23 protein-coding genes are annotated in these 24,124 nt (G+C 69.6%); 9 read left to right on the forward strand and 14 right to left on the reverse strand.

All coding sequences use genetic code 11. The annotated features are described in order from the left end of the window. Window positions 1–187 precede the first annotated feature (187 nt). The 11 genes from CCN42_RS20665 to CCN42_RS20715 form a co-directional block, all read right to left on the reverse strand. A complete protein-coding gene (locus CCN42_RS20665; protein ID WP_158102111.1) occupies window positions 188–1,657 on the reverse strand; it encodes a DUF262 domain-containing protein in 1,470 nt (489 codons plus the stop codon). Between the two features lie 444 nt (window positions 1,658–2,101). After that, window positions 2,102–3,103 carry a 2,3,4,5-tetrahydropyridine-2,6-dicarboxylate N-succinyltransferase gene (gene dapD / locus CCN42_RS20670; RefSeq protein ID WP_086170050.1) on the reverse strand — a complete coding sequence of 334 codons (1,002 nt, stop codon included), beginning with the start codon at window positions 3,101–3,103 and terminating at the stop codon, window positions 2,102–2,104. Window positions 3,104–3,204: 101 nt separating this feature from the next. Then, on the reverse strand, window positions 3,205–3,579 hold the full coding sequence (locus CCN42_RS20675) for a hypothetical protein (RefSeq protein WP_086737707.1): 375 nt from the start codon (window positions 3,577–3,579) through the stop codon (window positions 3,205–3,207). Between the two features lie 132 nt (window positions 3,580–3,711). Next, window positions 3,712–4,044: a metal-sulfur cluster assembly factor gene (locus tag CCN42_RS20680; RefSeq protein ID WP_058926035.1), complete on the reverse strand. Its 333-nt coding sequence runs from the start codon at window positions 4,042–4,044 to the stop codon at window positions 3,712–3,714. Then, on the reverse strand, window positions 4,041–4,505 hold the full coding sequence (sufU, locus tag CCN42_RS20685) for a Fe-S cluster assembly sulfur transfer protein SufU (protein ID WP_086737709.1): 465 nt from the start codon (window positions 4,503–4,505) through the stop codon (window positions 4,041–4,043). The genes CCN42_RS20680 and sufU overlap by 4 nt, the downstream gene beginning before the upstream one ends. A gap of 16 nt (window positions 4,506–4,521) precedes the next feature. Beyond that, on the reverse strand, window positions 4,522–5,778 hold the full coding sequence (locus CCN42_RS20690; protein WP_086170046.1) for a cysteine desulfurase: 1,257 nt from the start codon (window positions 5,776–5,778) through the stop codon (window positions 4,522–4,524). After that, window positions 5,775–6,539, reverse strand: coding sequence for a Fe-S cluster assembly ATPase SufC (sufC, locus tag CCN42_RS20695; protein WP_086737711.1), 765 nt, complete (start codon window positions 6,537–6,539; stop codon window positions 5,775–5,777). Before sufC ends, CCN42_RS20690 begins: the two co-directional genes overlap by 4 nt. Before the next feature lie 7 nt (window positions 6,540–6,546). Continuing rightward, complete coding sequence (locus CCN42_RS20700) at window positions 6,547–6,864, reverse strand: non-heme iron oxygenase ferredoxin subunit (protein ID WP_004002164.1); 318 nt, start codon at window positions 6,862–6,864, stop codon at window positions 6,547–6,549. Next, a complete protein-coding gene (gene sufD / locus CCN42_RS20705) occupies window positions 6,861–8,081 on the reverse strand; it encodes a Fe-S cluster assembly protein SufD (RefSeq protein WP_086737713.1) in 1,221 nt (406 codons plus the stop codon). The genes CCN42_RS20700 and sufD overlap by 4 nt, the downstream gene beginning before the upstream one ends. 60 nt (window positions 8,082–8,141) lie before the next feature. Further along, window positions 8,142–9,563, reverse strand: a complete 1,422-nt coding sequence (gene sufB, locus CCN42_RS20710) for a Fe-S cluster assembly protein SufB (RefSeq protein WP_086170043.1) — start codon at window positions 9,561–9,563, stop codon at window positions 8,142–8,144. Then, complete coding sequence (locus tag CCN42_RS20715; RefSeq protein WP_086737715.1) at window positions 9,560–10,351, reverse strand: helix-turn-helix transcriptional regulator; 792 nt, start codon at window positions 10,349–10,351, stop codon at window positions 9,560–9,562. The genes sufB and CCN42_RS20715 overlap by 4 nt, the downstream gene beginning before the upstream one ends. A 185-nt stretch (window positions 10,352–10,536) precedes the next feature. On the opposite strand from CCN42_RS20715, the gene CCN42_RS20720 reads away from it, so the two are divergent. The 4 genes from CCN42_RS20720 to CCN42_RS20735 all read left to right on the forward strand — a co-directional run bounded on the left by CCN42_RS20720 (window position 10,537) and on the right by CCN42_RS20735 (window position 14,163). Beyond that, a complete protein-coding gene (locus tag CCN42_RS20720; protein ID WP_086737751.1) occupies window positions 10,537–11,337 on the forward strand; it encodes an AAC(3) family N-acetyltransferase in 801 nt (266 codons plus the stop codon). A 75-nt stretch (window positions 11,338–11,412) separates the two neighbouring features. Then, entirely contained in the window at window positions 11,413–12,336 is a 924-nt protein-coding gene (locus CCN42_RS20725) for an ABC transporter ATP-binding protein (RefSeq protein WP_086737717.1), read from the forward strand. Beyond that, the gene (locus tag CCN42_RS20730; protein WP_086737719.1) at window positions 12,333–13,100 is read left to right on the forward strand and encodes an ABC transporter permease; all 768 of its coding nucleotides are present in this window, start codon (window positions 12,333–12,335) and stop codon (window positions 13,098–13,100) included. The genes CCN42_RS20725 and CCN42_RS20730 overlap by 4 nt, the downstream gene beginning before the upstream one ends. A 55-nt stretch (window positions 13,101–13,155) precedes the next feature. Beyond that, window positions 13,156–14,163, forward strand: a complete 1,008-nt coding sequence (locus tag CCN42_RS20735) for a COX15/CtaA family protein (protein ID WP_211294757.1) — start codon at window positions 13,156–13,158, stop codon at window positions 14,161–14,163. Window positions 14,164–14,189: 26 nt separating this feature from the next. Here CCN42_RS20735 and CCN42_RS20740 read toward each other — a convergent pair whose 3' ends face one another. The 3 genes from CCN42_RS20740 to CCN42_RS20750 form a co-directional block, all read right to left on the reverse strand. Further along, window positions 14,190–15,296, reverse strand: a complete 1,107-nt coding sequence (locus tag CCN42_RS20740; protein ID WP_086737723.1) for an amidohydrolase family protein — start codon at window positions 15,294–15,296, stop codon at window positions 14,190–14,192. Window positions 15,297–15,442: 146 nt separating this feature from the next. Continuing rightward, the gene (locus tag CCN42_RS20745) at window positions 15,443–15,775 is read right to left on the reverse strand and encodes a hypothetical protein (RefSeq protein ID WP_086170037.1); all 333 of its coding nucleotides are present in this window, start codon (window positions 15,773–15,775) and stop codon (window positions 15,443–15,445) included. A gap of 138 nt (window positions 15,776–15,913) precedes the next feature. Continuing rightward, a complete protein-coding gene (locus CCN42_RS20750) occupies window positions 15,914–16,882 on the reverse strand; it encodes a heme o synthase (protein WP_386581011.1) in 969 nt (322 codons plus the stop codon). Between the two features lie 576 nt (window positions 16,883–17,458). On the opposite strand from CCN42_RS20750, the gene tkt reads away from it, so the two are divergent. Genes tkt through pgl form a run of 5 tightly spaced genes read left to right on the forward strand, consistent with a single transcriptional unit; the run spans window position 17,459 to window position 24,088 of the window. Then, a complete protein-coding gene (gene tkt, locus CCN42_RS20755; protein ID WP_086737729.1) occupies window positions 17,459–19,546 on the forward strand; it encodes a transketolase in 2,088 nt (695 codons plus the stop codon). Between the two features lie 34 nt (window positions 19,547–19,580). After that, window positions 19,581–20,699: a transaldolase gene (tal, locus tag CCN42_RS20760; RefSeq protein WP_086737731.1), complete on the forward strand. Its 1,119-nt coding sequence runs from the start codon at window positions 19,581–19,583 to the stop codon at window positions 20,697–20,699. A 4-nt stretch (window positions 20,700–20,703) separates the two neighbouring features. Further along, window positions 20,704–22,239, forward strand: a complete 1,536-nt coding sequence (gene zwf / locus CCN42_RS20765; protein WP_086737733.1) for a glucose-6-phosphate dehydrogenase — start codon at window positions 20,704–20,706, stop codon at window positions 22,237–22,239. Further along, window positions 22,236–23,309 carry a glucose-6-phosphate dehydrogenase assembly protein OpcA gene (opcA, locus tag CCN42_RS20770; protein WP_086737735.1) on the forward strand — a complete coding sequence of 358 codons (1,074 nt, stop codon included), beginning with the start codon at window positions 22,236–22,238 and terminating at the stop codon, window positions 23,307–23,309. The genes zwf and opcA overlap by 4 nt, the downstream gene beginning before the upstream one ends. Next, window positions 23,306–24,088: a 6-phosphogluconolactonase gene (gene pgl, locus CCN42_RS20775; protein WP_086737737.1), complete on the forward strand. Its 783-nt coding sequence runs from the start codon at window positions 23,306–23,308 to the stop codon at window positions 24,086–24,088. Before opcA ends, pgl begins: the two co-directional genes overlap by 4 nt. Window positions 24,089–24,124 lie beyond the last annotated feature (36 nt).

Below are 24,124 nucleotides of genomic sequence, written 5' to 3' on the forward strand. Positions count from 1 at the left end.
GAACAGCCAGTTAGGCAGCCAATTTGACGCGAGCCTCGAAGATCATGGCCCAAAATCGGGCACTAACGGGCAGGCTCACAAACCTGCCCGATCCGCGGGCTAGCGTAATGGGCCATGACACTCGCGCCAAATCAGCTCCAGCCCAAAGCCGTTCCGCCGACCTAGCAGGGAATTCCTCACGTAGAACCTACACCGCTAGGGAATCCAGGTCTTCGGCGATCGCACGAAGAAGCGCCGCCTGCACGAGGGGGAAACGCTCGGGGGCCAAAGTAGAGGGCGAGGTCTCCCCCGAAGCGTAGCGCGCAAACGCTTCGCCGATCTTCTTCCTCTTACTGGCGACCGCCCCTGACTTCCCGTGATCGACATCGTGTTGAAGTCCGGTACGGAGGAGGTTTACGTCGACAAAGGATGGAGGGACGTTACCGTCGAGACGGGATCCCGGGCCCTCACGAAGAACAAAGTAGAGTTCTCCGATCAGCTTCGAGTAGGCGTCGAAGTTCTCGATGGGCTCGCGAATCGATGTCATGGCGGCGAAGGTTCTGTTAGTAGGCTTGAACAGGTCGGATCCATTCTTGGCGGAGTACTGTTCGTTCTTCTGTGAAATCAGGGCGCTGATCCTCCGCCCCAGGTTGTCAATTTCTTCTTGGATCGCTGCAGGAGCAGAGTCCTTGAGCGTCAGCACGCTCATCCATGCAGGATCTGCAATTAGCAACTTACGCAGAAGAATCTCATGCCGATCTTTAGCACCGGACTTGACGTTCGCTGATAGCGTGCGCTGATACTCCAGATATGCAGTATCGGTCGCCTTCGTGCCAAGCTCGTTTTGTTTCGCGAGCTGCGCGGTAAAATCCTCAAAGAATGAGTACAGGCGCTCCTCCGTCCCTTCAGACCGCCCACTCGACACAATAACTGCCGCGAGCGTGATGAACGATTGGATGGTACTCCTGTTACGCAGAGCCGAACTCCTCTTCGGGAAACAACGATCGAGGTAGTCAAGCGTATTCAGGAGCCTTTTTGCTACCTGCGAGTCCTCCGAGAAATTACTCTGCGAGTCGGCCAACGCCTTCAGATCGTCGTATCGAAGACCAAGATCGAACCCTTCAATTTCGAGAGCGAGGGCCTTCAAAGCCATATCGAAGTAAGCTTTTCGCGTGTTGCTACTCGCCACTTTTTCAGCGAAGAACTTGTGGGTAGCCAGCTTCCGAGCATAGCCGATGAGGTTACTGTTTACCGAGTTGAGCCTCTCGGCGGAAGTGAGGGCCTTCCCGGCCTGGAGCCGCTGGAAAAACTCCTGAATATCATCGTCAGTAGCTTCGGTGATCTCGTCGTACTGAATCTCAAAGTCGTCGAAATCGTCAGTGACGGACTCAGGGAGCTCAGAGTAAGTATACCCTCCAAACCGCTTGGCAGTTTCATCGGAGAGCCTCAGCTTATCCTCGAAGAACTCCCAGATCGTAGCAAGACGCTGCTGCCCATCTACCACGTCGAACTCATCAGGGTCGCTCGACGTCTTGGCAAAATAGAACTTCGGAAGCTTCCATCCGTTCAGGATCGAGTCAATAAGAAGCCTCTTCTGTTGAGGCGACCACACCTCATCGCGCTGCCAGTCGGGGATGTCGTAGCGACCACGACGCTTGAACACCTTGTCGAGCGCCATGCTGCGTGGCTCCATTTTCATTGACTCTCCCCGCACCCGAGACTTTTCTCTGGAGCAGCCCTCACGGCTGTTCTGACGGCAAATGGTAGTCATGTGTGGAGGTTGCTGCACCCTCATTTGTGCAGATTCACGCACAGGCTGGGCAGCCCTGCTGAGTGGTGGCCCACCGTCTAGGCAACCACCTGGCCGACGGCTGTCGCCGGACGCCACGCACCTACCTACGGACCGTCGCGGCAGGCGGAGACCTACCAGGCGCACGTCCTCCAGACGAACATGCCGTGCACTACATCCGGCAGTCAGACAACCAAGAAGGAGCGCCCTCCCGGGCCGTCCTCGGGCCGTGGAAGGGCGCTCAACGATGACCAACGTCGACAGCTACCGACAGCTCAGCAGCAGGTCAGGCCGTTGATCGATAAGGCGGTCGCAGGTCACGGCCGCCCGTGATCAGTTGTGGCTGTGCAGAATCTCGTTCAGGCCGCCCCACTCCGCGTTGTTCGGGCGGGCCTCCACCGTGCCGGTGACCGAGTTGCGGCGGAAGAGGATGTTGGAGGCGCCGGAGAGTTCGCGGGCCTTGACGATCTGGCCGTCGGGGAGGGTGACGCGGGTGCCGGCGGTGAGGTAGAGGCCCGCCTCGACCACGCAGTCGTCGCCGAGGGCGATGCCGATGCCGGCCTCGGCGCCGACGAGGGAGCGCTCGCCGATGGCCACGCGCTCCTTGCCGCCGCCGGACAGGGTGCCCATGGTGGACGCGCCGCCGCCGATGTCCGAGCCGTCGCCGACGACGACGCCCTGGGAGATGCGGCCCTCGACCATGGAGGTGCCGAGGGTGCCGGCGTTGAAGTTGACGAAGCCCTCGTGCATGACGGTGGTGCCCGCGGCGAGGTGGGCGCCGAGACGGACGCGGTCGGCGTCGGCGATGCGGACGCCCGCGGGGGCGACGTAGTCCGTCATGCGCGGGAACTTGTCCACGCCGAACACGCTGAGGTGCAGGCCGCGGGCGCGGGCGGCGAGGCGGACCGTCTCCAGGGTGTCGACGGCGACCGGGCCGAGCGAGGTCCAGGCGACGTTGGCGAGCAGGCCGAAGATGCCGTCGAGGTTCGGCTCGTTCGGCTTGACCAGGCGGTGCGAGAGCAGGTGCAGCCGCAGGTAGGCGTCGTGGGTGTCGAGCGGCTTGTCGTCCAGGGAGGAGATGACCGTACGGACCGCGACGATCTCCACACCGCGGACGTCGTCCTTGCCGAGGGCGGCGACGCCGTGCTCGCCGAGCAGTTCGGCGGTGCGGTCGGCGTCCAGGCGCTCGGTGCCGGCCGGGCCGAGGCCCTCGGCGGTCGCATCGGTCAGCTCGGGCGCGGGGAACCAGGTGTCGAGAACGGTGCCGTCGGCGGCGATCGTGGCGAGGCCGGCGGCCACGGCGCCGGTGGTGCGGGGAGCAGTCGTGTCGGTCATGAGGGAAACCTAACGTGGGCCCGCCCACCCGGGCGAACCGGCCCGGCCTCCGTCTCACGTGCCGGGAGAGGACCGCGGGACGGTCTCGGCGCCGCTCGTCGTCATCGTCCACGACCCGGGTCGTGAGGCGGGCGCCGGTGATGATCACCTCGCCCCTCCAGGTAGCGGCAACCGCTGTAGAGGCGGGTCACGGGTCGAGGAGCGTCTCCTGCGCAGGCCCGAGCGGGGGCCGGGCCCTCCTGGTACAGGTACAGCGCGATCGCGTCCCGGCCCGCCGTGCCCGGGGCGTCCGCCGCCCGCACGCCTGGGATCGTGGCGAGGGCGCGGTACTCGTGCTCCGTACGGGTCTCGGACGCGTCCGTGGCGTGGAAGAAGGCGCGGACCCTCGCCCTGACCTGCCGCGGGTCGTCGGGGAGGCTCTGGGGGAAGGCGTACTGCTCGCGGGGCGAGTGGTCGTCGCCCGCCCCGCATGGCACCCGGCTGTTGCCCGAAGGCTCCGGCGAGCGTCAGGTATCCCATGCGGATGAGCCCAGCCGCGGCCCGCACACAGCGCAGTGGCCCCCCGGTGCGAACCACCGGGGGGCCACTTCACGCATGTGCCGACAGGGTCAGACGTTGAACCCCAGCGCCCGCAGCTGCTCGCGGCCGTCGTCGGTGATCTTGTCGGGGCCCCACGGCGGCATCCAGACCCAGTTGATGCGCAGCTCGTTGACCAGGCCGTCCGTGGCGGACTTGGCCTGGTCCTCGATGACGTCCGTCAGCGGGCAGGCCGCGGAGGTCAGGGTCATGTCGATCGTCGCGATGTTCGCGTCGTCGATGTGGATGCCGTAGATCAGGCCCAGGTTGACGACGTCGATGCCCAGCTCGGGGTCGACGACGTCGTACAACGCCTCGCGGATCTCCTCCTCCGAGGCCGGCTTCATCTCAACGGTCTCGCTCATGCCGTCTTCCTTTCGGCGTCGGCGCCCAGCGCCTGGGCCGTCGCGTCCTTCCACGCCATCCAGCTGAGGAGGGCGCACTTGACCCGGGCCGGGTACTTGGAGACGCCGGCGAACGCGACCGCGTCCTCCAGCACCTCCTCCATGGCGTCGTCGGGTTCGATCTTCCCCTTGGACTGCATCAGCTCCAGGAAGGTCTCCTGGATCTTCTGCGCCTCGGCGACGTCCTTGCCGACCAGCAGGTCGTTCAGCACCGACGCGCTGGCCTGGCTGATGGAGCAGCCCTGGCCCTCGTACGAGACATCGCTGATGGTCGTGCCGTCGTACTTCACGCGCAGTGTGATCTCGTCGCCGCACGTGGGGTTCACGTGGTGCACCTCGGCGTCGCCATCCCGCAAGCCCCGCCCGTGCGGGTTCTTGTAGTGGTCCAGGATGACGTCCTGGTACATGGAGTCCAGCTTCACCTTGTCAGCACGCCCCTCAGCCGAAGAAGTTCCGTACGTGCTCCAGGCCGTCCACCAGAGCGTCTATCTCGGCCGGCGTGGAGTACAGATAGAACGACGCTCGCGTGGTCGCAGGAATTCCGTAGCGCAGGCAGACCGGGCGGGCGCAGTGGTGACCGACGCGGACGGCGATGCCCAGCTCGTCGAGGACCTGGCCCACGTCGTGCGGGTGGATGTCGCCGAGCGTGAAGGAGATCGCGGCGCCGCGGTCCTCGGCCGTGGTGGGGCCGATGATCCGCAGGTCGGGGACCTCGCCGAGACGCTTCACCGCGTACTCGGTGAGGGCGTGCTCGTGGGCGAGGATCTTGTCCATGCCGATCGAGTTGAGGTAGTCGATCGCCGCGCCGAGGCCGACCGCCTGGGCGATCGGCGGGGTGCCCGCCTCGAACTTGTGGGGGGCCGGCGCGTACGTCGACGAGTGCATCGACACGGTCTCGATCATCTCGCCGCCGCCGAGGAACGGAGGCAGGTCCTCCAGCAGTTCCTGGCGGCCCCACAGGACGCCGATGCCGGTCGGGCCGCACATCTTGTGGCCGGTGAAGGCCACGAAGTCGGCCTGGAGGGCCTGGACGTCCAGCGGCATGTGCGGGGCGGCCTGGGAGGCGTCGACGCAGACCAGCGCGCCGACCTCCTGGGCGCGGCGCACGATCGCCTCGACCGGGTTGAACGTGCCCAGGATGTTCGACACCAGCACGAAGGAGACGATCTTCGTCTTCTCCGTGATGACCTCGTCGATGTTGGACAGGTCAAGGCGGCCGTCGTCGGTGAGGCCGAACCACTTCAGCTTCGCACCCGTGCGCTGCGCGAGCAGCTGCCACGGCACGATGTTGGAGTGGTGCTCCATCTCCGTGATGACGATCTCGGTGTCCGCGTCCACCCGGTAGGGCTCGTCGGCCCAGCCGAGCATGTTGGCCACCAGGTTCAGCGACTCGGAGGCGTTCTTGGTGAAGATCACCTCGTCGCGGCTGGGCGCGTTGATGAACTCCGCGACCTTGTCCCGCGCGCCCTCGTACAGCGCCGTGGCCTCCTCGGCCAGCACATGCACGCCGCGGTGCACGTTGGCGTTGTGCTGTTCGTAGTACTCACCGAGCACGTCGAGGACCTGGCGCGGAGTCTGCGAGGTCGCCGCGTTGTCCAGGTACACGAGCTTCTTGTCGCCGTGCAGCACCCGGTCGAGGATCGGGAAGTCCTTGCGGATCGCCTCGGTGTCGAGGAGGCCCGGCAGCTGTGTCACGCGGATGCGCCACCCTTCGTGTATGCCTCGTAACCCTCGTTCTCCAGCTTGTCGGCGAGCTCGGCGCCGCCGGACTCGACGATGCGGCCGCCGGAGAAGACGTGGACGAAGTCGGGCTTGATGTAGCGCAGGATGCGCGTGTAGTGGGTGATCAGCAGGGTGCCGACCTCACCGGTCTCGCGGACGCGGTTGACGCCCTCGGAGACGATGCGGAGCGCGTCGACGTCCAGACCGGAGTCCGTCTCGTCGAGGATCGCGACCTTCGGCTTCAGCAGCTCCAGCTGGAGGATCTCGTGGCGCTTCTTCTCACCGCCGGAGAAGCCCTCGTTGACGTTGCGCTCGGCGAAGGCCGGGTCCATGTTGAGGCGCTCCATGGCCTCCCTGACCTCCTTCACCCAGGTGCGCAGCTTGGGGGCCTCGCCGCGGATGGCGGTGGCGGAGGTGCGCAGGAAGTTGGAGACCGAGACGCCGGGGACCTCGACCGGGTACTGCATCGCCAGGAACAGGCCCGCGCGGGCGCGCTCGTCGACGGACATCTCCAGGACGTCCTCGCCGTCGAGCAGCACGGTGCCGCCGGTGATCGTGTACTTCGGGTGGCCCGCGAGGGAGTAAGCGAGCGTCGACTTGCCCGAGCCGTTGGGGCCCATGATGGCGTGCGTCTCGCCCTGCTTCACGGTGAGGTCGACGCCCTTGAGGATCTCCTTCGTGGCGTTGTCGGCCTCGACGGTGACGTGCAGGTCTCGGATTTCAAGCGTTGCCATGGGTGCCTCAGGACTCCTGGGTGAGGGAGACGAGCACGTCGTCCCCTTCGATCTTTACGGGGTATACGGGGACGGGGCGCGTCGCGGGGAGACCGGACGGCTTGCCGGTGCGGAGGTCGAACGCGGAGCCGTGCAGCCAGCACTCGATCTGGCAGTCCTCCACCTCGCCCTCGGAGAGCGAGACGTTCGCGTGGGAGCAGATGTCGTGGATGGCGAACACCTCCCCCTCGGTACGGACGACCGAGACCGGCGTGCCGTCGAGTTCCACCCGCTTCGGGGTGTCCTCCTCCAGCTCGCTCAGCCCACAGGCGCGGACGAACGTCATGCGACCGACGCCTCCAGCTCCTCTTCGATCTTGGTGAGCAGACGCTCCTCGATGTCCGCGACGCCGATCTGCTGGACCAGCTCGGCGAAGAAGCCGCGGACGACGAGGCGGCGCGCCTCGTGCTCCGGGATACCGCGGGCCATCAGGTAGAACAGCTGCTCGTCGTCGAAGCGGCCGGTCGCGGAGGCGTGGCCGGCGCCGACGATCTCGCCGGTCTCGATCTCCAGGTTCGGCACCGAGTCGACCCGCGCGCCGTCCGTGAGGACGAGGTTGCGGTTCATCTCGTAGGTGTCGGTGCCCTCGGCCTTGGCCTCGATCAGCACGTCGCCGATCCACACGGCGTGCGCGGCCTCGCCCTGGAGCGCGCCCTTGTAGACGACGTTCGACTTGCAGTGCGGCACGTTGTGGGTGACCAGCAGGCGGTGCTCCTGGTGCTGGCCGGCGTCGGTGAAGTACAGGCCGAACAGCTCGGCCTCGCCGCCGGGGCCCGCGTAGGTGATGCGCGGGTGCAGGCGGACGACGTCGCCGCCGAAGGTGACGACGACCGACTTGAAGGAGGCGTCGCGGCCGATCAGCGTGTTGTGCTGGCCCACGTGCACGGCCTTGTCGTCCCAGTCCTGGACGGAGACGACGGTCAGCTTGGCACCGTCACCGAGGACGTAGTCGACATTGGCCGCGAGCACCGCGTCACCGGTGTGGTCGATGACGACGACGGCCTCCGCGAAGGCGCCCAGCTCGATCACCTGGTGGCCGAAGGCGACCCCGCCCTGGCCGTGCACGGCGATCCGGATCGGCTCGGTGAGGACGGTCTCCTTGGGGACGGTCACGACCGACGCCTTCTCGAAGGCCGAGTACGCCTGCGCGGCGATCCGGTCCACGGGGGTGCCCGCCCTGCCGATCCGGGCGTCGTCCCGGCCGACGGTCTCGACGACGACGCCCTCGGGGGCGTCGACGGTGACCTTCACGCCGTCGCCGGTGGCGACCGCGGTGCCGTCGTGCAGCCCGCGCAGGCGCTCCAGCGGGGTGAACCGCCACTCCTCCTCACGGCCGTGCGGGACGGGGAAGTCCGCCACGTCGAAGGACGGGGGCGCGCTCATGCGCGAGACGACGGTGGACTCGGCGGCCACCGCGATCGAGCCGGCGGTGGTGGAGCCCACCGGTAGGGGTCCCCCCGCCCGAACGGAGTTGAGGACGGGGGAGTTCTGAGCCTCAGCCATGGCTGTCGTAATGCTCGCTTTCCGTTGCGTAAGGGGCCTGATGGGATCGCGGGCCGGTGGTCAGCCGACCGCGCCTTCCATCTGGAGCTCGATCAGCCGGTTGAGCTCGAGGGCGTACTCCATGGGCAGCTCCTTGGCGATCGGCTCGACGAAGCCGCGCACGATCATCGCCATCGCCTCGTCCTCGGAGAGACCGCGGCTCATCAGGTAGAAGAGCTGGTCCTCGGAGACCTTGGAGACGGTCGCCTCGTGGCCCATGGACACGTCGTCCTCGCGGACGTCGACGTACGGGTAGGTGTCCGAGCGGGAGATCGTGTCGACCAGCAGCGCGTCGCAGAGGACGTTGGACTTGGAGCCCGGGGCACCCTCGCCGATCTCGATCAGACCGCGGTACGAGGTACGACCACCGCCGCGCGCCACCGACTTGGAGACGATGTTGGACGAGGTGTTCGGGGCCATGTGGACCATCTTGGCGCCGGCGTCCTGGTGCTGGCCCTCGCCCGCGAAGGCGATGGACAGGGTCTCGCCCTTGGCGTGCTCGCCCATCAGGTAGACGGCCGGGTACTTCATCGTCACCTTGGAGCCGATGTTGCCGTCGATCCACTCCATGGTCGCGCCCTCGTAGGCGACGGCGCGCTTGGTGACCAGGTTGTAGACGTTGTTCGACCAGTTCTGGATGGTCGTGTAGCGGCAGCGGGCGTTCTTCTTGACGATGATCTCGACGACCGCGGAGTGCAGCGAGTCCGACTTGTAGATCGGGGCGGTGCAGCCCTCGACGTAGTGCACGTAGGCACCCTCGTCGACGATGATCAGGGTCCGCTCGAACTGGCCCATGTTCTCGGTGTTGATCCGGAAGTAGGCCTGGAGCGGGATCTCCACGTGCACGCCCGGCGGGACGTAGATGAAGGAGCCGCCGGACCACACGGCCGTGTTCAGCGCGGCGAACTTGTTGTCACCGGCCGGGATGACGGTGCCGAAGTACTCCTTGAAGAGCTCCGGGTGCTCCTTCAGCGCGGTGTCGGTGTCGAGGAAGATGACGCCCTGCTCCTCCAGGTCCTCGCGGATCTGGTGGTAGACGACCTCCGACTCGTACTGGGCGGCGACACCGGCGACGAGGCGCTGCTTCTCGGCCTCCGGGATGCCCAGCTTGTCGTAGGTGTTCTTGATGTCCTCGGGCAGGTCCTCCCAGGACTCCGCCTGCTTCTCCGTGGAGCGCACGAAGTACTTGATGTTGTCGAAGTCGATGCCCGACAGGTCCGAGCCCCAGTTCGGCATGGGCTTCTTCTCGAAGAGCTTCAGGCCCTTGAGGCGCAGCTTGGTCATCCACTCCGGCTCGGACTTCTTGCCCGAGATGTCGCGGACGACGTCCTCGTTCAGGCCGCGCTTCGCTGCGGCACCGGCCTCGTCGGAGTCGGCCCAGCCGTATTCGTACTTGCCCAGGCCCTCGAGCTCAGGGTGGGCAGTCTCCGTGGGGAGAGTCATGCGGGGTTCCTCCCGGCCGTGCTTGCAGATGCGTTGTGGGTGGTGTCGGAAATCTTCGGAGTCCTCGCGGCCGTCGCCGTCGAGGCCTTCGTCGTGGAGGTCTTCGGGATAAACGTCGTGCACACGCCGTCGCCGTGGGCGATCGTGGCCAGCCGCTGTACATGTGTACCGAGCAGCTCGGCGAAAAATTCCGTCTCGGCCTCGCAGAGCTGCGGAAACTGCTCGGCGACGTGGGCGACCGGACAGTGGTGCTGGCACAGCTGCTCGCCGGTGGGCGCGCTGCGCGCGGTAGCAGCGTACCCGTCCGCGCTCAAGGCCTTGGCCAGCGCTTCGGTCCGCTGTTCGGGGGCGGCCTGCTCGACCGCCTTCCGGTAGGCGGTGGACTGGGCGGCGATCCGGGCGCGGGCGAAGGCGGCGACCGCCTCGTCCCCGCCCTCCCGCTCGGCGATCCAGCGCAGGGCGTCCATGGCCAGCGTGTCGTACGACTGGTCGAAGGCGTCCCGGCCGCAGTCGGTCAGCGCGAAGACCTTGGCGGGGCGGCCCCGGGTGCGGGCGCCGTACACCCGCCGCTCGCGGGCTTCGACGACGCCGTCGGCGACCAGCGCGTCCAGGTGCCGGCGGACGGCGGCCTGGGTGAGGCCCAGCCGGCCGGCGAGTTCGGCGACGGTCGACGGACCGTGGTCCAGGATCGACCGCGCGACCCGGTTGCGCGTCGAGCGCTCCCCGGTCGCGAGCTCCTCCTGCGGGGCCCCCGCGGGGGTCTCCCGAGCTGCGCCGACGTTTTTCACAACGCCATTGTTGCGTAATTCCCGAGAGCGTGACAAGCGGCGCCCGGTCCACCGGACGGTGCCCTGCGTCACTTAGGCATACCTAAACTGACCTGCGCAAACGATCTTTGATCGATCAAACCGCAGGTCCGCCCGTGCGTAAAACCGGTGGCGCCCCCACCCCCCGGCCTGGACACTCCATGATCATGTCCACCTCCGCTCCGACCGGCCCGCTCGTCACCCGCGACACCCTCGCGGCGGACCTCGCCGACCTGGGCGTACGCCCGGGCGAGACCCTCCTCGCGCACACCTCCCTCAGCTCCCTCGGCTGGGTGTGCGGAGGCGCCGTCGCCGTCGTCCAGGCCCTCCTGGACGCCCTCGGCCCCGACGGCACCCTCGTCGTCCCCACCCAGACCGCCGACCTCTCCGACCCGGCCGGGTGGTCGAACCCGCCGGTCCCCGAGGAGTGGTGGCCTGCCATCCGGGCCGCCATGCCCGCCTACGACCCGCGGATCACGCCCACCCGGGGCGTCGGGGTCGTCCCCGAGACCGTCCGCACCTGGCCCGGCGCCCGCCGCTCCGCCCACCCCCACACCTCCTTCGCCGCCCTCGGCCCGCGCGCCGCGGAGATCACCGACGGCCACGCCCCCGACTGCCGCCTCGGCGAGCGCAGCCCGCTCGCGGCGCTGGAACGCCTCGGCGCCCGGGTGCTGCTGCTCGGCGCGGACTACGACGCGTGCACGAGCTTCCACCTCGCCGAGTACCGGATACCGGCACCGCCGGTCGAGGTCGGCCGCCCCGGGCCGGACGGCTGGGAGGTGGTCACCGAGCCGTCGATCTCCTCGGAGCGGTTCGACGAACTGGGACACGACTTCGAGCGCGACCGCCCCGTCGTACGCGGGACCGCCGGAGCCGCCGTGGCACGGCTCTTCCCCGTGGCCGACGCGGTGGCGTACGCCGAGCGCTGGCTGGCCCGGCACCGGCCCCGCGCGAGCGAACCCGAGTGACGGAGCCGGCCGTCCCGGGGTGCACTTGCGCACCCGCCCGCCTGAGGCACCCCGCGGCTCCCTAGACTCGGGACCATGCGAAACGAGCCCGTGCTCCAGGTCCAGGCCCTGGTGAAGCGGTACGGCCCGAAGACCGCGGTGGACGGCCTCGACCTGGTGGCCCGGGCGGGCGTCACCGCCGTCCTCGGCCCCAACGGGGCGGGCAAGACGACCACGGTCGAGACCTGTGAGGGGTACCGCAGGCCGGACTCCGGCACGGTGCGCGTCCTGGGCCTCGACCCGGTCCGCCAGTCCCGCGAGCTGCGCCCGCGGATCGGCGTGATGCTCCAGTCCGGCGGCGTCTACTCCGGCGCCCGGGCCGACGAGATGCTGCGCCACGTCGCGAAACTGCACGCCCATCCCCTCGACGTGGACGCCCTCGTCGAACGGCTCGGGCTCGGCTCCTGCGGCCGTACGACGTACCGGCGGCTGTCCGGCGGACAGCAGCAGCGGCTCGCCCTGGCGATGGCCGTCGTCGGCCGCCCCGAGCTGGTCTTCCTCGACGAGCCCACCGCCGGACTCGACCCGCAGGCCCGCCGCGCCACCTGGGACCTGGTCCGCGACCTGCGCGCCGACGGCGTCTCGGTCATCCTCACCACTCACTACATGGACGAGGCCGAGCAGCTCGCCGACGACGTCGCCATCATCGACGCCGGCAAGGTCATCGCCCAGGGCTCCCCCGAGGAGCTGTGCCGCGGCGGCGCCGAGAACACCCTGCGCTTCACCGGCCGCCCCGGCCTCGACGTGGGCTCCCTGCTCAAGGCGCTGCCCGCGGACTGCGCGGCGGCCGAGCTGACACCTGGCTCCTACCGGGTCGTCGGCAAGATCGACCCGCAACTGCTGGCGACGGTCACCTCCTGGTGCGCCCAGCACGGGGTGATGCCGGACCGGATCTCGGTGGAGCGGCACACCCTGGAGGACGTCTTCCTGGAGCTGACCGGCAAGGAGCTGCGCGCATGACGACGGGGACCCACACGCCCAGGCCCGGAGCCGCCCCGCTCCCCCGCATGATCGCCGCCCAGGCCGCCCTGGAGACGAAGATGCTGCTGCGCAACGGCGAGCAGCTGCTCCTGACGGTGATCATCCCGACCCTGCTGCTCGTCCTGTTCAGCACCGTCGACATCGTCGACACCGGCGCGGGCGAGGCCGTCGACTTCCTCACGCCCGGCATCCTGGCGCTCGCCGTGATGTCGACCGCCTTCACCGGCCAGGCCATCGCCACCGGCTTCGAACGCCGCTACGGCGTGCTCAAGCGGCTCGCCTCCTCGCCCCTGCCGCGCTGGGGCCTGATGACCGCCAAGACGGTGTCCGTGCTGGTCACCGAGGTGCTCCAGGTGATCCTGGTGACGGTGATCGCCTTCGCGCTGGGCTGGTCGCCGCACGGCAGCCCGCTCGCCGTCCTGCTGCTCCTGGTGCTCGGCACGGCCGCCTTCTCCGGGCTCGGCCTGCTGATGGCGGGCACCCTCAAGGCGGAGGCGACACTGGCCGCCGCCAACCTGGTCTTCCTGCTGCTGCTCGTCGGCGGCGGGGTGATCGTGCCGCTCGACAAGTTCCCGCCCGCCGCCCAGGACGTCCTCGGCCTGCTGCCGATCTCCGCCCTCTCGGACGGACTGCGCGACGTGCTCCAGCACGGCGCCGGGATGCCGTGGGGGAACCTGGCGATCCTCGCGGTCTGGGCGGTCGCGGGACTGGCGGCGGCGGGGAGGTTCTTCCGCTGGGAGTAGCCCGTACCGCCTGATTCGCACCCCTCGTGAACGGGTGCACAAGCGGCCCCCTACGATGGTGCGCGTGCCAAAGCTGACCCGCGCCGACGCCGCAGCGGCGCTGCGCAACCCGCTCGCCTTCATCGCCGCCCGCTGGACCCCGGACCCCCGGACGGTTCGGCGGGCCGCTCTCGCCGCGCTCGTCATGTCGGTGGTCATCGTGGTCACCGGCGGCGCGGTCCGCCTCACCGGCTCCGGTCTGGGCTGCCCGACCTGGCCGAAGTGCACGGAGGACTCGCTCACCGCGACGTCGGAGATGGGCCTGCACGGCGCCATCGAGTTCGGCAACCGCATGCTGACGTACGTGCTGTGCGCGGCCGTCGGCTGGGCGATCATCGCGGCCCGCTCGCAGAAGCCGGTGCGGCGGGACCTGACCCGGCTGGGCTGGATCCAGTTCTGGGTCGTGATGGGCAACGCGATCCTCGGCGGCATCGTCGTGCTGGTCGGTCTCAACCCGTACACGGTCGCCGCGCACTTCCTGCTCTCCTCCGCGCTGATCGCGGTCGCGACCGTGATGTGGCAGCGCACCCGGGAGGGAGACGGGGTGCCCCGGCCGCTGGTCGGAAAGTCCGTTCAGCAGCTGGTGTGGGTGCTGATCGGCGTCACGGTGCTGCTGATCGCGGTCGGCACGGTCGTCACCGGTGCGGGCCCGCACGCGGGCGATTCCAGTGACGTGCCGCGGATGCCGCTGGACTGGGAGATGGTCAGCAAGCTGCACGCCGTGCTGGCGTGGATCGTGGTGACGCTGACGTTCGCGCTGTGGTTCGTGCTGAAGGCGGTCGACGCGCCGAAGGGCCCGCTGGACCGCACCCGGGATCTGTTCGTGATCCTGCTGCTCCAGGGCGTGGTCGGTTACGTGCAGTACTTCACCGACCTCCCCGAGGTCCTGGTCGGCGCGCACATGCTCGGCTCGTGCCTGGTGTGGATCGGCACCCTGCGGGTGCTGCTGGCGCTGCGCGAGCGGCCCGACGCCGCCCCGGCGGACCTTCCGGAGCAGCCGGACCGGGCGCTGACCACCGCCTGACCGGCCGTCTTCCGCCCGGAGGGCGCTCACTCCAGCCCGTACACCCGCCGCGCGTTCCCCGCCGCGATCAGCCCCGCCACCCGCTGGGCGTCCCCGAGGGACCACGCGCCCTCGGCCACCCAGCCGCCGAGCACCCGGGCCAGCGCCTCGCGGAACAGCCGGGCGCCCACGACGTGCAGTTCGGGCAGCCCCTGGGCACCGCTGGAGAAGAGGACCTTGCCGAAGGGGGCGAGTTCCAGGATCTCCGCGAGGACGGTGGCGGCCCGGGCGCCGGTGCGGACCAGGGCGGCGCCGGAGTCGGCGTAGACGTGCGGGAAGACTCCGGCGAGGTGGGCGGCGTGCCGGTGGTACGGGTAGCCGTGCAGCAGCACCAGGTCCGTGCCCAGGCCCGCCGCGGCCCGGACGAAGTCGGTGAGCAGCACGGGGTCCGTCCGGTCGACCCGCAGTCCCGGCTCGCCGAGTCCGGCGTGCAGCTGGAGCGGCCGGCCGGTGGCGACCGCGATCCACAGCAGATGGCGCAGCAGCACGGGGTCGCTCAGCTCTCCGCCGACCGGCCGGGCGGCCAGCCAGCGCCCCGCCGCACCGCGTACCTCGCCGGGGCCGGGCGGTTCGGGCGCGAGGGCGAGTCCGTGGCGGACGCCGGCCACGGAGGTGAAGGCGACCGCGTTCGCGGCGGCGCCGTGCACCGATTCGGCGAGGTTGGCGAGGAACGACTCGCAGGTGCCGGAGGTGTCGGCGACCTGCTCGGCCAGCAGTTCGAGCCGTACGACCTCCCGGGCCTCGGCGGCGGAGACGGCGGCCAGCTCGGCGGGGCCGGTGAGGTCGCCGGGCAGGCCGGTGTCGACGAGATACGTGGTGATGCCGCTGCCGCGCAGCAGCCGCCGGCCGGCCTCCAGGACGCCCAGTTCCCGGCGCCGGGCGAGGTAGCGGGCGGGCGGGCAGTGGGGTTCCAGGCCGAGCAGGGGCGGGCACCAGCGCCGTACGGCGAAGCCCGTCTGGGTGTCGAACAGGGTGGTGCCCGAGGCGGGCGGTCCCTCGGTGCGGGCCAGCTGGGTCTCGAAGGTGCCGAGGCCCAGCTCCGTTCTCAGTACGCCGTGGCAGTACTGGTCCACGAGGGACGGCGTTTCGATCATCCGGGACTCCCGTGACTGGACCGCGTACTCCTACGAGTCCTAACGGGTGAACCGGGTGTCAGGTACCGCGGGCGCACACCCCGTGCGAACCGCCGACGACTGTCAGCCGTTCCAGGGCCGTCCCGGGGGCGGGGCGCCGGCCGGTGTCAGCCGTTCGAGGGGCCGCCGACCTGGATGCCCGCCATGCGGGTCCACTCGTACGGGCCGGTCCTCACCTTGGCGGCGAACTCGCCGTCGAAGTCCTCGTGGACGGTGATCCCGGCCTTCGCGACGGCCTGCTCGGCGATCGCGTAGGAGGGGGCCACCAGGTCGCCCCAGCCGCCGTCCTCGCCCACGAGGACGATCCGGGCGCCGCGCTGCCCGAGGTACGCCACCTGGCCCTCGGCACCGCCGTGCGCCTTGGAGAAGGCGCCGATCCGCTTGGCGAGCCGGGCCACCGTGCGCTCGGCCTTCGCGTCAACCTGCTGCGTGTCTGCCATGGCCAGGATGCTACCGACGGGTAGATCAAACGGCGACGGGAGGGGTGCGTGGCCTTGACCACGTTCCCCCAGGCTCTCGGCCTCGACCGCTCACGGGGCACCCCCATCGCCCGGCGTGCGGACGGTACGAAGGGGTGTCTAGCGCAGGAAGGGGTCCACCGCGACGGCGACGAAGAGCAGCGACACATAGGTGATGGACCAGTGGAACAGGCGCATCTCCTTCAGCTTCGCGCCCGTGACCTCGGCCTTCGCACGGTTCTGGAGCGCGTGCGCCTCCCACAGCCACCAGCCGCCCGCGACCAGGGCGACCGCGGTGTAGAACCAGCCGGTGTAGCCGAGCGGGGTCAGCAGCAGGGAGACCGCGACCATCACCCAGCTGTAGATCACGATCTGCTTGGCGACGGTCTTGTTGGAGGCGACGACCGGCAGCATCGGCACGCCCACGCGCGCGTAGTCCTCCTTGACCTTCATGGACAGCGGCCAGTAGTGCGGCGGCGTCCAGAAGAAGATCACCATGAAGAGGATGACGGGGGCCCAGGCGAGCGAGTCGGTGACCGCGGTCCACCCGATCAGCACCGGCATGCAGCCGGCGATGCCGCCCCAGACGATGTTCTGCGAGGTCCGGCGCTTGAGGATCATCGTGTACACGACGACGTAGAAGAGGAGCGCGCCGAGGGAGAGCCAGGCCGACAGCCAGTTGACGGTCAGGCCGAACAGCAGGGTGGAGACCACCGCGAGGGTGATGCCGAAGACGAGGCACTCGCGCGGGCTGACCATGCCGGTGACCAGCGGACGCTGCGACGTGCGGTCCATCAGCGCGTCGATGTCGCGGTCGATGTACATGTTCAGCGCGTTCGCGCCGCCGGCCGACAGGTACCCGCCGACGCAGGTGAGCAGCACCAGACCGAGGTCCGGCACGCCCTGCTCGGCGAGGAACATCACCGGCACCGTGGTGATCAGCAGCAGCTCGATGATCCGCGGCTTGGTCAGCGCCACGAACGCCTTCGCACGGGCCCCGAACGGCCGGCGACTCGGGCTCTGGCTCGTCCCGATAACCCCCGCAGGACGGGATTCAACGGCCGTCACGCACACCCCTGACAGAGACATCCCAGCGAGCCTCCCGGTGTGAGGTGCCGGTAAAGGGCTCGCGCGTACCACGCCACTGTAGACGTTGCCCATACCCCGGCCTTCGCGGGGGTGGGGTCGTGTTGGGCGGCACGCTCCGGCGCGCGGACGGCGGGCCGGAAACGATCATCCGGACGATCACCGGGGCACCCCCGGACGATCATCGGAGCGGCCCCCCCGACGATCACCGCAGCGGCCCCGCGGACGAACTCCGGACGAACCCCGGACGAATAGTCCCGGACGGATTCCGGACGACCTCCGAACGATCTCCGGACGGTCGCCGGGGCGATCGTCGGACGGCCGTTTTGCGGCCCCCTCAAATGGGCCGGTCGGGCGACGGTTGAGCGGTCAGATGAGCGCCTGCGTATTCACTTGGCGAAAGCCGGTACGGCCCAGTCAGGAGGCGGATTCCCGAGAGTCCCGGCAGTCTGTAATGACTCGAAAAAATGCACGTTCTCGCGGGGGTAGGCTCGACAAGGCCGGTGGGCGCGGAGTGCACCGGCGGTCGGTGTACGCCCACACCGGCATTCGACATGTGGAGAGGAGCCCTGACCCAGGGTGAGCACCAAGCCGACCACCACAGACCTCGAGTGGACCGAGCTGGACCAGCGGGCCGTGGACACCGCCCGAGTCCTGGCCGCCGATGCCGTACAGAAGGTTGGCAACGGCCATCCGGGTACGGCGATGAGCCTGGCGCCCGCCGCCTACACCCTCTTCCAGAAGGTGATGCGGCATGACCCGGCGGACGCCGAGTGGGTCGCCCGCGACCGGTTCGTGCTGTCCGCGGGCCACTCGTCCCTGACCCTGTACACCCAGCTGTACCTGGCCGGCTTCGGCCTTGAGTTGGACGACCTGAAGGCCTTCCGCACCTGGGGCTCCAAGACCCCGGGTCACCCCGAGTACGGCCACACCACGGGTGTGGAGACGACCACCGGCCCGCTGGGCCAGGGTGTCGCCAACGCCGTCGGCATGGCCATGGCCGCCCGCTACGAGCGCGGTCTTTTCGACCCGGAGGCCCCCGCCGGGGAGTCCCCCTTCGACCACTACGTCTACTGCATCGCCGGTGACGGCTGCCTCCAGGAGGGCATCTCCGCCGAGGCGTCCTCGCTCGCCGGCCACCAGAAGCTCGGCAACCTGATCCTGCTGTGGGACGACAACCACATCTCGATCGAGGGCGACACCGAGACGGCCGTCTCCGAGGACACCGTCAAGCGCTACGAGGCCTACGGCTGGCACGTGCAGCGCGTGGAGCCCAAGGCCGACGGCGACCTGGACCCGCAGGCGATCCACGCCGCGATCCAGGAGGCCAAGAAGGTCACGGACCGGCCGTCCTTCATCGCCATGCGCTCGATCATCGCCTGGCCGGCCCCGAACGCGCAGAACACCGAGGCCGCGCACGGCTCGGCGCTGGGCGACGAGGAGGTCGCGGCCACCAAGCGCGTCCTCGGCTTCGACCCGGAGCAGACCTTCGAGGTCGCCGACGAGGTCATCGAGCACACCCGCAAGGCGCTGGAGCGGGGCCGCCAGGCCAAGGCCGAGTGGGAGAAGTCGTTCCAGGAGTGGCGCGACAACAACCCGGAGCGCGCGGCCGAGTTCGACCGCATCGCCAAGGGTGAGCTGCCCACCGGCTGGGAGGAGAAGATCCCGGTCTTCGAGCCCGGCAAGGGCGTCGCCACCCGTGCCGCGTCCGGCAAGGTCCTCCAGGCCCTCGGCGAGGTCGTCCCCGAGCTGTGGGGCGGCTCCGCCGACCTGGCCGGCTCCAACAACACGACGATCGACAAGACGTCGTCGTTCCTCCCGGCGGGCAACCCGCTGCCGGAGGCGGACCCGTACGGCCGGACGATCCACTTCGGCATCCGCGAGCACGCCATGGCCGCGGAGATGAACGGCATCGCCCTGCACGGCAACACCCGCATCTACGGCGGCACCTTCCTGGTGTTCTCCGACTACATGCGCAACGCGGTGCGGCTGTCGGCGCTGATGCACCTGCCGGTGACGTACGTGTGGACGCACGACTCCATCGGCCTGGGCGAGGACGGCCCGACCCACCAGCCGGTCGAGCACCTGGCCGCGCTGCGCGCCATCCCGGGCCTGAACGTGGTCCGCCCGGCCGACGCCAACGAGACCGCCATCGCCTGGCGCGAGATCCTCAAGCGGTACACCAAGGAGTTCGGCAAGGGGCAGCCGCACGGCCTCGCCCTCACCCGGCAGGGCGTGCCGACCTACGAGCCCAACGACGACGCGGCCAAGGGCGGCTACGTCCTGTTCGAGGCCGACGGCGGCGAGCCGCAGGTGATCCTGATCGCCACCGGCTCCGAGGTGCACGTGGCCGTCGAGGCGCGCGAGGCGCTCCAGGCCGACGGTGTGCCCACCCGCGTGGTGTCGATGCCCTCCGTCGAGTGGTTCGAACAGCAGGACCAGGGGTACCGGGACAGCGTCCTGCCGCCGCACGTGAAGGCGCGCGTCGCCGTCGAGGCCGGCATCGGCCTCACCTGGCACAAGTACGTCGGGGACGCCGGCCGGATCGTGTCCCTGGAGCACTTCGGTGCCTCGGCCGACGGCAAGGTGCTCTTCCGCGAGTTCGGCTTCACCGCGGAGAACGTGGCCGCCAAGGCCCGGGAATCGCTCGCCGCCGCCCAGCGCTGACGCTCATATACGACACGTAGGAGATGCATTTTCCATGACAGACGCACTGAAGCGCCTCTCCGAGGAAGGCGTCGCGATCTGGCTGGACGACCTGTCGCGCAAGCGGATCACCTCGGGCAACCTCGCCGAGCTGATCGACCAGCAGCACGTCGTGGGCGTCACCACCAACCCGACGATCTTCCAGAAGGCGATCTCCGAGGGCGACGGCTACGACCAGCAGCTGTCCGACCTCGCCGCCCGCAAGGTGACGGTCGAAGAGGCCATCCGCATGATCACCACGGCGGACGTCCGCGACGCCGCCGACATCCTGCGCCCGGTCTACGACGCGACCGGCGGCCAGGACGGCCGGGTGTCGATCGAGGTCGACCCGCGCCTCGCGCACGACACCAAGGCGACCGTCGCCGAGGCCAAGCAGCTGGCCTGGCTGGTGGACCGCCCCAACACGCTGATCAAGATCCCGGCGACCGAGGCGGGCCTGCCCGCGATCACCGAGGTCATCGGCAACGGGATCAGCGTCAACGTCACGCTGATCTTCTCGCTGGAGCGCTACCGCAAGGTGATGGACGCCTACCTCTCCGGCCTGGAGAAGGCGAAGGAGAAGGGTCTCGACCTCTCGCAGATCCACTCCGTGGCGTCCTTCTTCGTGTCCCGTGTGGACACCGAGATCGACAAGCGGATCGACGCGCTCGGCACCGACGAGGCCAAGGCGCTGCGCGGCAAGGCCGCCCTCGCCAACGCCCGGCTCGCCTACCAGGCGTACGAGGAGGTCTTCTCCTCCGACCGCTGGAGCGCGCTGGAGAAGGCGGGCGCCAACAAGCAGCGTCCGCTGTGGGCCTCCACCGGTGTGAAGGACAAGGCGTACAAGTCCACGCTGTACGTCGACGAGCTGGTCGCGCCGAACACGGTGAACACCATGCCGGAGGCCACCCTGCTGGCCACCGAGGAGTCGGGCGAGATCACCGGCAACACCATCGCCGGCACGTACGAGCAGGCCCGCGCCGACCTCGACGCCGTCGAGAGGCTCGGGATCAAGTACGACGACGTGGTGCAGCTCCTGGAGGCCGAGGGCGTCGACAAGTTCGAGGCGTCCTGGAACGACCTGCTGAAGTCGACCGAGGCCGAGCTGAAGCGCCTCGCCCCCGCGGAGGGCTGACACCTTGTCTCCCTCCGTCACAGGAGCGAATCCGCTCCGTGACCCCGCAGACCGACGGCTCCCGCGTATCGCGGGGCCGTCGGGCCTGGTCATCTTCGGCGTCACGGGGGATCTGTCGCGCAAGAAGCTGATGCCGGCCGTCTACGACCTCGCCAACCGGGGTCTGCTGCCGCCGGGCTTCTCGCTGGTCGGCTTCGCCCGCCGCGAGTGGCAGCACGAGGACTTCGCGCAGGAGGTCCACGACGCCGTCAAGGAACACGCCCGTACCCCCTTCCGCGAAGAGGTCTGGCAGCAGCTCATCCAGGGCATGCGGTTCGTCCAGGGCACCTTCGACGATGACGAGGCGTTCGAGAAGCTGCGCGCCACCATCGAGGAGCTGGACAAGGCACAGGGCACCGGCGGGAACTTCGCCTTCTACCTGTCCGTGCCGCCGCGCTCCTTCCCGGTGGTCATCCAGCAGCTGAAGAAGCACGGCCTCGCGGACCAGACCGGCGGCTCCTGGCGGCGCGCGGTCATCGAGAAGCCGTTCGGCCACGACCTGAAGTCGGCCGAGGAGCTGAACAAGGTCGTCCACGAGGTCTTCGCCCCGGACCAGGTCTTCCGCATCGACCACTACCTGGGCAAGGAGACCGTCCAGAACATCCTGGCGCTGCGCTTCGCCAACACGATGTTCGAACCGATCTGGAACCGGTCCTTCGTGGACCACGTGCAGATCACCATGGCCGAGGACATCGGCATCGGCGGCCGGGCCGGCTACTACGACGGCATCGGCGCCGCCCGTGACGTCATCCAGAACCACCTGCTCCAGCTGCTCGCGCTGACCGCGATGGAGGAGCCCGCCTCCTTCGACGCGGACGCGCTGGCCGCGGAGAAGACCAAGGTGCTCGGCGCGGTGCGGCTGCCGAAGGACCTGGGCCGCGACACCGTGCGCGCCCAGTACTCGGCGGGCTGGCAGGGCGGCGCGAAGGTCATCGGCTATCTGGAGGAGGAGGGCATCAGCCCCGACTCCAAGACCGACACCTACGCCGCGATCAAGCTGGGCATCGACAACCGCCGCTGGGCGGGCGTCCCCTTCTACCTGCGCACCGGCAAGCGCCTGGGCCGCCGGGTGACGGAGATCGCGGTCGTCTTCCAGCGCGCCCCGCACTCCCCCTTCGACACCACGGCGACGGAGGAACTGGGCTCGAACGCGATCGTGATCCGCGTCCAGCCCGACGAGGGCGTCACGGTCCGGTTCGGCTCGAAGGTGCCGGGCACGTCGATGGAGATCCGGGACGTGTCGATGGACTTCGCGTACGGCGAGTCCTTCACCGAGTCCAGCCCGGAGGCGTACGAGCGGCTGATCCTGGACGTGCTGCTCGGCGACTCGAACCTCTTCCCGCGCACCGAGGAGGTCGAGCTGTCCTGGAAGATCCTCGACCCGATCGAGGAGTACTGGGACCAGAACGGCAAGCCGGCCCAGTACCCGGCCGGCACCTGGGGTCCGGTCGAGGCGGACGACATGCTGGAGCGAGACGGACGGAGCTGGCGCCGGCCATGAAGATAGACCTCACGGACACCACGGCCAGCAAGATCAACAAGGCGCTGGTGCAGGGCCGCCGGGCCATCGGCACCCCGGCCGTCGGCATGGTGCTCACGCTGGTCATCGTCACGGACGAGGAGAACGCGTACGACGCCCTGAAGGCCGCCAACGAGGCCTCGCGCGAGCACCCCTCGCGCACCCTCGTGGTCGTCAAGCGCGTCTCGCGCACCCCTCGCGACCGCACCAAGTCCCGCCTCGACGCCGAGGTGCGGGTCGGCGCGGACGCGGGCACCGGTGAGACGGTGGTGCTGCGGCTGTACGGCGACGTCGTCGACCACGCCCAGTCGGTGGTGCTGCCGCTGCTGCTGCCCGACGCCCCCGTGGTCGTCTGGTGGCCGGTCGACGCGCCGCTGGACCCGGCGAACGACCCGCTGGGCGCGCTGGCCCAGCGCCGGGTCACCGACACCTACGCGGCCGAGGAACCGGTCCGGGACCTGACCGCCCGCGCCGGGACCTACACCCCCGGCGACACCGACCTGTCGTGGACCCGCATCACGCCCTGGCGCTCGATGCTGGCCGCGGCGCTGGACCAGGTGGTCTGCCAGGTGCGGGGCGTCGAGGTCGAGGGCGAGGAGTTCAATCCGAGCTGCGAGCTGCTGGCGATGTGGCTCGCGGACCGGCTGGACGTGCCCGTGCGGCGCTCGGTGTCCGCCGGGCCCGGGCTGACCGCGGTCCGGATGGACACCGACTGCGGCCCGATCGTGCTGGACCGCGCCGACGGCTCGCTGGCGACGCTGTCCATCGAGGGCCAGCCGGACCGGGCGGTGGCCCTCAAGCGGCGGGAGACGGCCGAGCTGATCGCGGAGGAGCTGCGGCGGCTGGACCCGGACGACACCTACGCCTCGGCGCTGCGGTACGGGGTGGAGCGGCTGAACGCGAAGCCCGCGCGGCAGGAGCCGGAGGCCGGGCCGGACCCGGTCGCCTCCGAGGACCCGGTCGCCGTGCCGGAGCCCGTCGAGGAGGCCGCGAAGGCCCCCGCGAAGAAGGCCACCCGCAAGGCCCCGGCGAAGAAGGCGGCGGCGAAGTGAGCACTCCGCAGCTGGTCGTGCACCGCGACAAGGAACTGATGGCACAGGCCGCGGCGGCCCGGCTGATCACGAAGATCGTGGACGCGCAGGCCTCGCGCGGCTCCGCGTCGATCGTGCTCACCGGCGGGCGCAACGGCAACGGTCTGCTCGCCGCGCTGGCCGCCGCGCCCGCGCGGGACGCGATCGACTGGACCCGGCTCGACCTGTGGTGGGGCGACGAGCGGTTCCTGCCCGAGGGCGACCCGGACCGCAATGTCACCCAGGCCCGCGAGGCCCTGCTGGACTCCGTGCCGCTGGATCCGAAGCGGGTGCACGCCATGCCCGCCTCGGACGGGCCGTACGGCACCGACGTGGACGCGGCGGCCGCCGCGTACGCCGAGGAGCTGGCCCGCGCGGCCGGGCCGGAGAACCACGGCGCGGTGCCCACCTTCGACGTGCTGATGCTGGGCGTCGGCCCGGACACGCACGTGGCGTCGCTCTTCCCGGAGCTGCCCGCGGTGCGCGAGACCGAGCGCACGGTCGTCGGCGTGCGCGGCGCGCCCAAGCCGCCGCCCACCCGGGTCACCCTCACCCTCCCGGCGATCCGGGCGGCCCGTGAGGTGTGGCTGCTGGCGGCCGGCGAGGACAAGGCGAACGCCGCGGCGATCGCCCTCTCGGGCGCGGGCGAGATCCAGGCCCCGGCAGCGGGCGCCCACGGCCGTTCCCGCACCCTGTGGCTCCTGGACACGGCGGCGGCCTCCCAGCTGCCACGGTCGCTGTATCCGCCGGCTACGCCGTGAACGGGTGAGCGGAGCACGGAAAAGGGCGGCGGAGAA

Origin of the sequence: Streptomyces glaucescens, from assembly GCF_002154375.1 — a bacterium.
GTDB lineage: Bacteria > Actinomycetota > Actinomycetes > Streptomycetales > Streptomycetaceae > Streptomyces > Streptomyces glaucescens.